Here is a 12260-nt window from a genome sequence, read left to right as displayed (position 1 = left end):
CCTTGAACGCCTTCGACATCACCTTCGACGGCCGCCTCTCCGCAGCCCGCCAGTAACCCCAACCACCTCGTTACACCATTCGATTGACAGACCCCAAACAGGGCTGGCTGCGGTCCTGGCTGCAGCGCAAAGTACGCCACATCTCGGTGCCCGACACGCGACGCATGACCGTCAAGGAATTCACCGCCACAGCAGCGAGAGTGACGAGGGAGGCACTGCGCATTCTGCGCGCAGGACGCTCATGACGACCGCCTACGAAGTACTGCCGCATGACGGACAGCAGCACGAGCCCTCCGCGAGGGCCCTGCACTGGCCCCGCACCCGTACCGACAGCCCCACACCGACCGTCACCTGCACCCTCGGCTGGGACCTCGACCTCCTGGGCCCCGCACCGGCAGCCGCCGCCGACCTCGTCCGTATCGCCGCCTCCGCCTACCTCGCCGACCGCAGTGCCCGTCGCCCCACCACCTTCACGCGCACCATCGACCTCACCGTCCACACCGTCGCCCCCGACCCCTGGAACGCTGCGTCCGGCCGGCTCGCCGAAGAACTGCTGTCCTGGCTCACCGGCGACGCCTGGCAGCTGCACGCCGTACCCGCCGCCCCCGGCGGCCGCCGCCCGGCACCCGTGCCCGACGCCGACGACGTGATGCTCCTCAGCGGCGGACTCGACTCCCTGTGCGGCGCCGCGGACCATCTCGGTGACACGGCAGAGCGCATCCACCTCAGCCACTACGACGGCAGCACCATCATCCGCCACGCCCAGCAGCACACCAGTGCCTGGCTCAACGACCGTGCGCGGCAGCCGCTGCGCCACCTCAGCGTGAAACTCTGCCAGACCCACACCGCCGCGGAATCCTCCTCACGCAGCCGCAGCCTGCTGTTCGCCGCCCTGGCCTCAGCGGTCGCCGCCGGCGCTTCGAGCCCGCGGGTGACCGTCCCCGAGAACGGCTTCACCAGCATCAACCCGCCCCTGACCGCCGCCCGGGGCGGCGCCCTGTCCACCCGCTCGACCCACCCGGGTACGTTCGCCCGCATCAACGAGCTCCTGGCAAGCCTGGACATCCCCGTGACTGTGGCCAACCCCTACGCCTACCTCACCAAGGGACAGCTCCTGGCACGGGCCTGTGACCGTGCGGGGGAGCCACTGCTGCAGGCGGGGGCGGAAACCCTCTCGTGCAGCAAACTCGACGGCAACTGGTATCCCGGCGGAGACCCCACCCTCAACTGCGGCCTGTGCCTGGCCTGCCTGGTCCGCAGGGGATCATTCACCGCAGGCCCTCACCACGACGCCACCACCTACCTCGTTCATCACCTCACCGGCGCAGCACACCAGTTGCTGCTGGACCGCCGTCGTAAAGACGTCCACGACGTGCGGCAGGCCATCGTCCGCGGCATCGACGACACCGACATTCTCGCCGGCGGTGAACTTCCCCCCGACACCGACCTCGACGCCGTCGTGGACATGTGCCAACGAGGTCTGCAGGAGCTGAATCATGTCCCCCTTCCCTGACGAACTGCCACCGCTGGACTGCCACGCCCACATCGCACCCGATGTGACCCCCGCGCAGATCGATGCCCTGCACGGAGCCGTCGTCTTCGCCGTCACCCGCACCCCGGCCGAAGCGCACCGCGCCTGCCGGCGCCGTGACGCGCGCCTGGTATGGGGATCCGGCGTACACCCCGGCGTTCCTGAAGCGCTCGACGCCTTCGATCGGCAGCAGTTCCGTGCCACCCTGCGGAACAGCTGCCTCATCGGGGAAGTCGGCCTCGACCGCCGAGGCAACCTCGAGCGGCAACGCACCGTACTCACCCAGATCCTTGAGGCCGCTCACGACCAGCCCGTTCTGCTGTCGCTGCACAGCACCGGACGCACCGGCCCCCTCCTCGACCTGCTGACCGACCAGCCGCACCCCGGAATGATCCTGCACTGGTTCCTCGGCAGCCCCACCGAGCGGCGACACGCCATCGGCCTGGGCGCCTACTTCTCTGTCAACGCCGCCATGCCCGAGGACATCCTGACCTCCCTGCCCCTGACACGTCTGCTGCCGGAGACCGACTTCCCGGCCAGCCGACGTACCACCGGCGCATCACGCCCGGGCCACATCGACCGGCTCGAACAACGGCTCGCCGAACTCCGCGGCATGACGCCAGAACAGGTCAGACGGCGCTTCTGGCAGAACCTGCGCGAACTGACCACCCGCACACACGTCCTGGACAGGCTTCCCGAACACGTCGCGGACTGGACTCTGGAAGCCTGACACGCACCTTTCGTAAGCTACCGACGTCACTCACCCCGGCTGACACGCTCCACGACCCGGGGATCACTGCGCACGGGCTCCGGCAGCACACAGTCGTGCAGACCGCGGGCCTCAAGAACCTGCTCGACCGTCAGCCCCCGTGCGTCGGACAAGTCCGCCCGCACCAGATCGGCATCCGTCAGGTCCGCACCGTCGAGCCGCGCCCGACACAGAACGGCGCCCTTGAGCGTCGTCCCCTTGAGAAGAGCTCCCCGCAGGTCAGCTCCCGGCAGGCGGGCCTTCGCGAGATGACGCCCCGCGAGATCGACCGGCGGCCAGGAACCTCCTCGACGCCGTGAGCCAGGTGCGGTGAGCGCCCGCAGCGCCTCCTGAACCATCTCGTCGGGTTCTTCCGGAAGCTGCACGGACGCCAGACCGTCCGGCGTACCGGCAGGCTGCGTATGGCGGCGCACAAATGCGTTCAGCACCCGCGCGGCATGCCTTCCCTGGTCAGGGGCATCCTGGACGATCTGTTCCAGTGCCAGAACACCCCCGATGCACACATACGGCTCAGCCGAACTCAGCCGCTCCAGCGCCTTCGTGAAACGGTCCGTAACCTGCCCGCGACGGCTCAGCCGGTAGGACCGGGCGGTATAGAGCAGGGCGATGCCAGCACCGACGCCCGCAACGGCCTGCACCACGGCCAGCCGGACCTGCCCCACCGCCGCAGAGCGGGCTGCGGCGTCCATCGACGACCAGTCCCGTCCGGCCAGCCAGTGTGCCAGGCGCTGGCTCAGAGGAGTGAACATCAGGGCCAGCAGCCCCGCCAGCCCGACCACGCCCAGCACAGCCATCACGGCCGACCACACCTTCTTCAACCCCATGCCCTGGTTTCTATCGCGCCCACCCCCTCGGGGGCGACTGTAAGCGGCGTACGGGATACGGAAGGTGGCCACCACCTTGCACGTGCCGCCACTCGATCGTGCCCTTGGCGTAGTTCGTCCCGAAGGCGTACAGCAGTACGTCGAGGCGGTCGGCGTGCAGGAGGCGCAGGCCCAAGGCGCGGGCGAGTCGGTGTAGGCGCCCGTGACGTCGAGGTCGACGGAGAGCCGGGCCCGCTCGTGCCTCCTACCGGAAGCTCTGCGACCGCACGGCGGGTTCGTGACTTTCCCACCGCCGGGGCGTGAAGGTCCGGAAGGATGAGCCGTGGTGCCAGGGAGCGAGCCTGTTACGGGAGAGCCCATGGAGAAGACGAGCCGCGCCGACCATCGGCACGATGCCGCGGCGCAGAGGCTGCGGTTCATCCCGCCGTCCCGGGCGTACCTCACATGCGAACTGACCGCGCCGTTTCCCGAATTACTGGACCAGTTGACCTACGCGACGCTGGATGACTGCCAGCAGTGTCGGCCTGCCCTGCTGGACCGTGTCGCGGGTGATGAGCGAGCGACGTTGGAGCTGGTGTTTTGGGCCTGCTTCATCACGTCCGAAACGTACTGTGGCATCCCGTCACAGCTCGTCGCCGGCGACGAGCCGCCTGACGTCCAGTTTCGAGCTTCGGCCACCTTCCGTGCGCTGGCGCGGCAGTACGGCGCACACGGGCGGATCAAGGACACCGTCTGCATCCACTGCACAGCAGCACAGCGCCGCGAAGCGGCGGACACCGCTGTCGCCCTCGTCGTCGGCCTGTCCCGGTGGTCGACGGACTTCCTCTACCAGTGACCCCGGGCCGCACCCCTGAACGTGCAAGAGGACAAGAGGAGATGTGATGAGCAACCACACCCGCTGCCGCCCCACCTCCCAGGCATCGCCGAGTTGCAACTCCAGGCGGCGAGCGGGCATTTGCCGACGAAGCAGCGATCTTCATCCTGCAACCCCACACTCTGCAGGTCCGCGATGCCCATGACCAGGTCGAGATCCCTAACGCCGTTGAGTTCCTGGTATGACGGGCGGGTGGACAGCGGCTCACTACGACGTCTCTCTTTACCCGCCAGCGCACCCGGGCTGGAGCGCCGAGCTGCGACTGCCCGGCGAGGCCCTCGTGATCCGGTTCCCGGACACGAGCTACCTCTACGACGGCTCCCTGCCGTCGGAGCACACATGGCAGCGCGCTGTCGCTACTACCGGCGACGTCGTTGTCACCACCGGGCCGATGGCCGACGTTGACTGCATCGACCCGCGATCCATGCCGGGGTCACCAGCTACGTGCGCGTGCCGCTGTCGATCGAGCGCTGACAGCCCAGGCCAAGGCTATGCCCACGACGGGGATGCGGTTGCCGGCGATGGCTGGCGGGCTTTTAGACTAGGTCCTCGTGGCCATCGGTCACCCTGCTCGACCAGTTTGACGTCGGTGAACTCGTTGTCGCCGAAACGCGTCGGCGGTTCCACGCAGCTGCGGCGGCCGGATCCCGCCGCACAGGAGGCGTGGCTCGAGGAGTACTCGCTCGGCGACCTGTGGTTGAAGAACCTCCTCGGCGGGCGCCCAGCACCCGAACCAGAGCGGCAGGCTGACCCGATGCGACGATCCGCATCCTCGTCGAAAGCCAGACAGGGGAACGCCTCGTCCTGAAGGTCCTCCAGCCGGAGCTGGTCGGCCACGGCGCCTGGCTCACCCCCATCATGTTCAGGACCAGCCGGGCGCCGGGCGACCGAACCAGCGGGGGAGGCGTGAGCAAGTGGCCGAGGATCGAGGCATTGCCGTTGTTCCTCCACCTGCAGCGGCATGCGGGTCTACTCTGGGCAGGTGCGGAGCGCATTAGCAGATTCTGTTCCGGTCGGCTGGATCGGCCGGTGCGGTGTACCAGTTGACAGGTTCTACGGGCGGCTGATGGATGTGGTTACCTGGGAGGACGACAGGCGCGTGCACAGCAATCATGCATGCCGTGCTCAGGCTGGCGTCGGCCCTGGAGAAACGCATCGTGTTCGCTTCGGTGCGGACATCGCATCCCGTATGTGCAGTTGCTGCTGTGTGGAGCCTGCGGCTGCTGACGACGGTCTTGCGGTTGCCGTCTTTGAGCTGGTGGGCCTCTGCGAGGTTCTCGATGAGGAGGCCGACGAAGCAGAAAACCGGGAAGAAACGGACTATGTACCGGACTTCCTCAGATCAGACTTCAACCGTGATCACTGGCGCAGCCTGCAGTTTCTGCTGTCTGCAACCACCAACGGCCTGCTGGCGCACCCCTGGCTGCTTAGATGGACGGGTCCATCGCTGTCGCGGGCCGCGGCCTACGCCGAACGCCGGTGTGAGGAACAGCGGACCCTAATAGACACGGCCACGGTCGAGAAGGCTGCTGTTGCTCTGCAGAAGAGTGGGCAGCCAACCGCACAGCTGGCGCAGGCTTGGCAGGCGTGGCGGCAGAGGGAGGACTGGAACTGCGATACCAGCCCGGACTATGCCTACTACGACAGGGACGCACGCCTGCAGCCTCCGAGTCCTCACAGCGCCGGATTGAGCGCGGCGACCGTAGCGGTCAGCGTGCGGCTTCCTCCCATCGGGCGCGACGAGGAAGGGTTCCGCATGGTGGAGACCCTGTCGACGTGGGAGCTCACCGCGATCGCGGCCTACAAGGCCACCGCTGACTGGGCTGGAAGTTCCGTCACCCTGGCCGTGCCGCCTGCCGTCGCACAGGAGTTGCTGAGCCCTGCGAGGGCTCTCGACGTCACACCTCTTCCGCCGGGCACGGGCCGGGGGCCGCGGCCACCCGCGGCACCATGACGCCGCCAGCTGCCCCGCTCACGCACCGCCGACTCCCCGCGCGGCGTCGTGTGTGAGCGCACTCCGCGCGCGTAGGCCGAGCGGGCCGCGTCGCCCACCCCAACCAGGCTGCGGACGCGCAAACGGTCGTCGTCGTCCGCACCGACGAGCACGCTGCTCTTTCGAGCGTCACGTTGCTGCACCCACGCAGACCAATTTCGGTGATGACGGGCCGGAGGTCGCTCGTCCACTCTTCCTGAACGGCCGTGTTGACCGCTACGGAGGGAAGGTCAGGACGCACCCACGACCGGCGGGGCACGAAGGGAACCGTCCGGCCAGGACCAGCGGACGTGTCGGATACCGGCAGGCGGCAGTCCGCCGACTACATCGGCGCCTGGATCATTTGGCACGCCAACGGCCGCATGGATGTCACGCACGACCGCCTAGGGTCCAGCCCTGGGGCGCGGGAGCCAGCTCAGTGGTGATCAGATCGCCGAGCTTCCAGGACAGGCAGGAACGTTCGCCGAGAGTCGCCTCCAGCGTGTGGCCAGTGTGCGGGGCATGCAGGGGCAACCGACGGAGACGGCCGCGGACCGGCCGCTCCGCTGCAGGCTGAGCCCAGTCTCTCGGCCGCGGCAGAAGGGAATGCTGGCCGGCCCAGACTGCGACCACGTCCAGGCCCTCGATTACCGGGATGCCGCACTCGTCCAGCAGCAGCGCGACCCGCTCCAGCCAGGACCGGTCCTCCTGCCGGGTCAAGGTGCGGCGTAGTCGCCGTCGTTCCCGTGCGGCCAGGAGGGTCGCGAGGCGGACCGCCTCCGGGTAGAACACCAGCGGTGCGACGCGCAGTTCGTCACGCCCGGCACGTCCCAGCGCGCGTCTGCGGGCCTGCCATACTGGCGCGTTCAGGGCGGGGATGTTCCAGCAGCACGAGGTGATGGTGTAGGCGTCCGCGAACATCGCGCGGCCGCCTGCACCCAGGCGCCGCTCCAGCTGCAGCCGCAGCCGGTGGGCGTTGACGACGCCGGGTAGCGCGGACAGAGGGATGGCGCTGGTTCTCGGTTCGCGGCGGTTGTCCAGCCAGCGGCCGTGCCGGGCGCACACTTGCCAGGTCGCCTCGCTGGCCAGGTACGCGTCCAGGCCGGTGCCCCTGAGGCGGGCGCACAGCTCGCACACCCGCACCAGGAAGCAGCCGGGGGTGTCCCAGGGCCAGTCCCACACTGGCTCGCCAGCGGCGGTCAGCAGCCGGTTCGCGCGCAGGTTCGGCAGCGCGGACTGCAGCTCGCCGACCGTGCGGCCCGACATCACAGCGAGCCGATCCAGCGCGGCTGCATTGAGATAGCCGTCGCCGTAGCGAGGATCGCCGGGCACACCGGCCTTGCGCAGCGGCGTGCCGAACATGGACCAGAAATCCTGGTCAGGGATGCCGTTGGCGTCCGCCAGGCGTCGAGTGTAGGACCCGGTCGACTCCCCGCTGATGAACCGCACCGACAGTCCCAGCCGCTGCGCCGACTGCCAGGTCTTCTTCCGTCGAGGCCGGCCTGCCGCGGTGCTTCCAGCATGAACCACTGTCACGCACCTCCCTCCCTAGCCGCCCCTGCAGTAGGGCGATGTCTTCGGGCATGGCATCCGCTCCCTACGCCGGGACGAGTAAGCCCGCATACGTCCGGCGGCCGTCCAGCCGCGCAAGGCGACGGGCCCGCTCCCGTCGGCGCGGGCCGCGTCTTTGGCCGAAACTCTTCGAAGCTCCTCCGGCCAGGCAGGCTTGGCCAGTACATTCCCGCGCGATTCCGATGCAGGGGCGCCGCCCCGAGAAGGGGGACGGAGACGTCGTGGAATTGAGGAAGCACCAGGTCGCGGCTTTGGCCGCCATTCAGGCCGCAGCGGCAGCCGGTGAGAAACGCATGACGGTTGTCTCGGCCTGCGGCACTGGCAAGACGCTGGTCGCCCAGCAGGCCGCGCAGCGGCTGGCACCGCAGGGCACCGTGCTGGTGCTGATGCCGACCAAGGCCCTGGTGACCCAGACCATCCGGCGCTGGCGTGAGGCAGGCCGGACGGGGCTGGCGCTCGGCGTCTGCTCCCTCAGCCAGACCGACAGCGGCCTGGCCCCCGCGGAGGCCGTGATGTGCCGCTACCCGCGGGCCATTGCCCGGGCCGCCCGCACGACCGGCCCGGTCACCGTGTTCTCCACCTACGGCTCCCTCCACCACATCCGCGACGCCCACGAGCTGTACGGGCTGCCGCCCTGGGACCTCGTGATCATCGACGAGGCACACCGCACCTGCTCCGCGTTCGGCGACGGCTGGGGCACCATCCACGACGACGCCGCCGTCCCCGCCAAGATCCGCCTCTACATGACCGCCACGCCTCGGGTCTGGGTCGCCCCGGCCCCGAACGAGCTTCTCCCGTTCATGGAGCGCATCCCTCTCGCCACCATGGATCACCGCGATATCTTCGGCCCGACCGTGTTCGAACTGGGCATGGCAGAGGCCATCGAGCGGGGCATCCTCGCCGACTACCAGGTTGTGATGCCCATCGCGGACGACGCAGACCTCCACCACATCCTCGCCGCCCGCCGGCCCGCCAACACCGCCCACCACGACGGCCTGCGCAACGCTGCGATCCAAGTCGCTGTCCTGCGCGCGATCGCCGAATACGGGCTGCGCCGCGTCCTGGTCTTCCACAACCGCGTCGCGCTCGCGGAAGCCTTCGCCGAATCCCTGCCGACCACCGCACAGGAAGTCGGCGAACAACTGTGTATCGATGGCCTGTGGTCCCGGGCTATCCACGGCGAACAGCCCGGCGACTGGCGCCGAGACCTGTTGGAGGACTTCGCCGACCCCGACCGCGCATGCGCGGTGCTGTCCAACGTGCGGGTCCTGAACGAGGGAGTCGACATGCCCGACGTCGACTCCGTCGTCTTTGCCGCCCCCCGCTACAGCGTCATCGACGCCATCCAGGCCATCGGCCGCGGCCTGCGCCAACCACCCGGCGCGGGTAAGAAGACCACCCTGGTCATCCCGGTCTACCTCCGCCACGGTCTGAACACCACCGACCTGCTGAAAAACTCCGCCTTCGACAATCTCCTCACCCTCCTGCAGGCCCTGCGCGCCCACGACGACTCGTTCATGGACCGCATCGCCCTGCCCGACCGCAGGGAAAGCGGCACCGCCTCTGCCCGAGCCACCTACTACGCCCGTCCCGAGCGGGCCGCGCAACTGGCCCGCGCACTCGGCCTGGAGATCACCGTGCCGGCCACTGGCAGCTGGGAGGAGTCCCACGCCTCCGCCCACCGCTACCGCACCGCCTTCGGACACCTCGACATTCCTGCGGACTACATCGACCCAGACGGCTTTGCCCTGGGCGAGTGCGTGACCAACCTCCGCCTGCGCCATCTCATGGGCCGCCTGCCCGCCGAGCACAAGCAGGCCCTGGACGCTCTGGGCATGATGTGGGCGCCGTCGACCCGCAGTTTTGAGTCCATGATCGAACACGCCCGCGCCTGGGCGGCCGCGCACGGCGACCTCCGCGTACCCGTCAAGGAGGAGATGGGCGGCCATCCGGTCGGCTCCTGGCTGGCCGCCCAGCGCCGCAAAGCCAAGACCGGACGGCTTCTGAACGAGCACCGTCAGGCGCTCGAGGCGATCGACCCGGACTGGAACTCGCCTTGGACAGACTGGCATCGCCGCTACGTCCGCGTCCGAACGCTCGTCGCCACCACTGGCTGGAGGCCCGCCGTGCTCTCCACCTGCCCTGGACCAGGACTCCACGCCATCGTGAACTGGGTCCTCACTCAGCGGCTGCAGTTCTTCCAGCTCCAGCCACGCCAGCAGGAACTGCTGATCAACCTGGGCATCCCGCCCCTGCCCGGCGGCATGTACTACGACCGCGCCTACGACCCCGAACTCCACGTCTTCTACGCGGCCCTCGGACACGCCGCAGAGTTCCTCAACCGCGAAGGCCACCTCGACGTCCCCCGCCGCCACATGGAACCCGCCTCGGCCGGTCACGAGGGCGCTCCCGACTTCGCGCTGGGGGAGTGGATCCACCAGTGCCGCAAGCACCCCGAAGTCCTCACCCCAGAACAACGCCGCGCCCTCGAAGCGCTGCACATGGTCTGGGACCCTACCCTCGACGCCCGCAAACGCCCTGGGCTGCCGCCCGCATAACGCCGCCGAACCGCGCGAGGAAACCGAGCCGCACCCGAAACCGCCACACCCCCTGGCTTGCCGGTCACAGATTCACGACACGGCCGAGCGACACCCTCTCCAGCACCTCTAGCGTGATGCGCTCCTCACCCGAGCGGATTGCGATCTGCGCGGCCTGGCAGATCAACTGGGACAGCGACCGCATGTAGCCGCGGCTGCGCGAGTGCAGATACTCGGCCACCTTCCGCAGATCGTGCTTCTGGTGCTGGTACAGCACCAGCTCCGTATCGAACAGGTCGATGACCCGCGCGAAGACGATCGACTCCTCGTCGCTGAACCCCATCCGGCTGGTACGCAGCACCATGTGGTCGCCCCGCAACTGCTCTGTGCGATCCAGCTTGGTGTCGTTGTCCCGGGTGAGGGGGTCGACGATGAACTGGGCGCCGCGCCCGCAGTAGACGAACGTCGCTCCGGTCTCCTCGCTGATCACATCCAGGTACTGAAGGGCCGGCTCCGCGTCCGCGGCCGTACGCAGCCGCTCGATGCCGTCGATGAGGACCAGTCGCGTCCTCGCATTGCGCATGGTGCGGATCACCGACTCGGTGGGGTCCCCGCTCTCCCGCTCCTGGCCTAGAAACCGGGCGAACGCGCCAGCCCAGTTGCGCATGCTTCCGCGCGTCGGCGGGGGCACGTTCAGCATGATGACCGGGATGCGGTTCTCGTCCGGCCCGTACAGATCCGACAGCCGCCGCTCCCAGTGCACCCCGATTGCCTGCAGCACCGTGCTCTTTCCCGTTCCGCGCGGCCCATCCAGGATGATCCCGGCCTTGCCGTGCCGACGCTGCTGGTTGGCCAGGATCTGCTCGGCCACCAGCAGCTTCGCCTTGGCGATCGCGGGGGTGGTGACCGTGCGCAGATGTCCGTGGAACAGCAGCCGCGGGTCCAGACTGCCGACCTTCGTTCCTTCCGGGGCGCTGTCCTCCAGCTTCGGAGCGTGCAGCGACGACTGAGCGAGCGCCTTCCACGCATGGCAGTCCTCAGGCCACGACGGCGTCGGCGGGGCCAGCAGTAACGGCCCGGGCGCACTCGTGTCGCGCAGCAGCCGTTCCTCCTTGACCGTCAGCTCCATTTTCATGACGTTCCCCTCTCCATCCGTGCCAGTGCCTCGTCCACACCGCGCCCATCACAGGACGTTGCTGTCGCCGTCGGTGCCGGCGGCATCCTGCGCCTGATCTAACTGGGCGAAGATCTGCCGGTAGCGCTCTTTGAGGCTCTCGCCGGCGCCGCCTTCCGCCCCGCCGGCACGCGCCCAGGCATCCAGTGCGGGATCCGGCGCCATCGCACCCTGCTCCCAGTCGATCTCCGGCCCCTCGTCGCCTTCCGGCCCGCCGTACAGACCGATGTCGTCCAGGCCGAGGGGATCGCCGTCCGGGTCCGCGACGGACTGGGGGACCTTCGACCAGTCGATGGGATCGCGCCCCGCGTACGGGTCGAACTCCCGTGGTGGTGCCGGTTCGGGCAGCGGCGTGTATCCGTCCGGCACCAGTACCCGCCGGGCCTGCTCGGGCCCCCGTTCGGCCCGTTCCAGCAACGCTTCCAGCGCGTGGGCGATCGCCTCCTCCTCGCTGACGCGTCCTCCGCGTTCCAGATGCTGGGAGACGGCGATGTCCCACAGGAACTGCGTGAACGGCGCCCCGACCACGTGGCTGTGCACCCAGATGGCCTCGACCCACTCGTTGGACGTGTGATTGCGCAGCCACACCCGGGACAGGTCGTTCGGGCTGTACCGGACCTCCCATCGGCCCTTCCTCTTGCCCCGCAGGTCAGAGGGGGTACGCCGGAAGGGGTTCAGACCCTTCTCCGGATCGCGGGAGGGATGGTCGTAGGTGCGGTTGTGCAGCCGGATGCCCTGCTCGCTCACCCCGACCCACGCCGTCGGCAGCAGCCGGAGGTAGTCCTCGCGAGTCAGCGGGATCGGCAGGTAGCCCTCGACCGCCACGCACGCCGCATACATCTGGTTCGGCGTCAGGCGCGGCATGTACGCGTCGTAGGGGTCGGCGAGTTCAGGATGGGGCGTGTTCTGCCACTCAGAAGACGTTGTCCTATCGATCTTGAGTGCGGTGTGATCGAAAGTGGCCCTCGGGGCGGGTGATTCTGTCGTGGCTGTGCATGAAGACAGGG

The 12260-nt window shown here is 68.7% G+C and carries 10 protein-coding genes; 6 read left to right on the top strand and 4 right to left on the bottom strand.

The features are described from left to right. Positions 1-83: 83 nt before the first annotated feature. The 3 genes from ACWEFL_RS35780 to ACWEFL_RS35770 are packed head-to-tail and all read left to right on the top strand — an operon-like array spanning position 84 to position 2261. Entirely contained in the window at positions 84-245 is a 162-nt protein-coding gene (locus ACWEFL_RS35780; protein WP_451721229.1) for a hypothetical protein, read from the top strand. After that, on the top strand, positions 242-1513 hold the full coding sequence (locus ACWEFL_RS35775; RefSeq protein WP_451721227.1) for a hypothetical protein: 1272 nt from the start codon (positions 242-244) through the stop codon (positions 1511-1513). Before ACWEFL_RS35780 ends, ACWEFL_RS35775 begins: the two co-directional genes overlap by 4 nt. Beyond that, the gene (locus tag ACWEFL_RS35770; RefSeq protein WP_451721225.1) at positions 1497-2261 is read left to right on the top strand and encodes a TatD family hydrolase; all 765 of its coding nucleotides are present in this window, start codon (positions 1497-1499) and stop codon (positions 2259-2261) included. Before ACWEFL_RS35775 ends, ACWEFL_RS35770 begins: the two co-directional genes overlap by 17 nt. 26 nt (positions 2262-2287) lie before the next feature. On the opposite strand, the gene ACWEFL_RS35765 is transcribed toward ACWEFL_RS35770, so the two are convergent. Continuing rightward, the gene (locus tag ACWEFL_RS35765) at positions 2288-3124 is read right to left on the bottom strand and encodes a pentapeptide repeat-containing protein (RefSeq protein ID WP_451721223.1); all 837 of its coding nucleotides are present in this window, start codon (positions 3122-3124) and stop codon (positions 2288-2290) included. A 358-nt stretch (positions 3125-3482) separates the two neighbouring features. Here ACWEFL_RS35765 and ACWEFL_RS35760 point away from each other — a divergent pair, with 358 nt between their 5' ends. Both ACWEFL_RS35760 and ACWEFL_RS35755 read left to right on the top strand, forming a co-directional pair. After that, the gene (locus ACWEFL_RS35760) at positions 3483-3959 is read left to right on the top strand and encodes a hypothetical protein (RefSeq protein WP_451721221.1); all 477 of its coding nucleotides are present in this window, start codon (positions 3483-3485) and stop codon (positions 3957-3959) included. A gap of 1105 nt (positions 3960-5064) precedes the next feature. Further along, positions 5065-5952, top strand: coding sequence for a hypothetical protein (locus ACWEFL_RS35755; protein WP_451721219.1), 888 nt, complete (start codon positions 5065-5067; stop codon positions 5950-5952). A gap of 408 nt (positions 5953-6360) precedes the next feature. Here the strand turns inward: ACWEFL_RS35755 and ACWEFL_RS35750 are convergent, their stop codons facing one another. Continuing rightward, positions 6361-7506, bottom strand: coding sequence for a hypothetical protein (locus ACWEFL_RS35750; protein WP_451721217.1), 1146 nt, complete (start codon positions 7504-7506; stop codon positions 6361-6363). Positions 7507-7541: 35 nt separating this feature from the next. Between ACWEFL_RS35750 and ACWEFL_RS35745 the strand changes: the two genes are divergently transcribed. Beyond that, entirely contained in the window at positions 7542-10100 is a 2559-nt protein-coding gene (locus ACWEFL_RS35745; RefSeq protein WP_451721215.1) for a Helicase associated domain protein, read from the top strand. Between the two features lie 64 nt (positions 10101-10164). Here the strand turns inward: ACWEFL_RS35745 and ACWEFL_RS35740 are convergent, their stop codons facing one another. Further along, on the bottom strand, positions 10165-11214 hold the full coding sequence (locus tag ACWEFL_RS35740) for an ATP-binding protein (protein ID WP_451721213.1): 1050 nt from the start codon (positions 11212-11214) through the stop codon (positions 10165-10167). Between the two features lie 48 nt (positions 11215-11262). Further along, positions 11263-12117: a hypothetical protein gene (locus ACWEFL_RS35735; protein ID WP_451721211.1), complete on the bottom strand. Its 855-nt coding sequence runs from the start codon at positions 12115-12117 to the stop codon at positions 11263-11265. Positions 12118-12260: the final 143 nt, after the last annotated feature.

It is taken from the genome of Streptomyces sp. NPDC004838 (genome assembly GCF_053600955.1).
The sequence above is the reverse complement of the archived record's forward strand: the minus strand, read 5'-3'. Positions and strand labels throughout refer to the sequence as shown.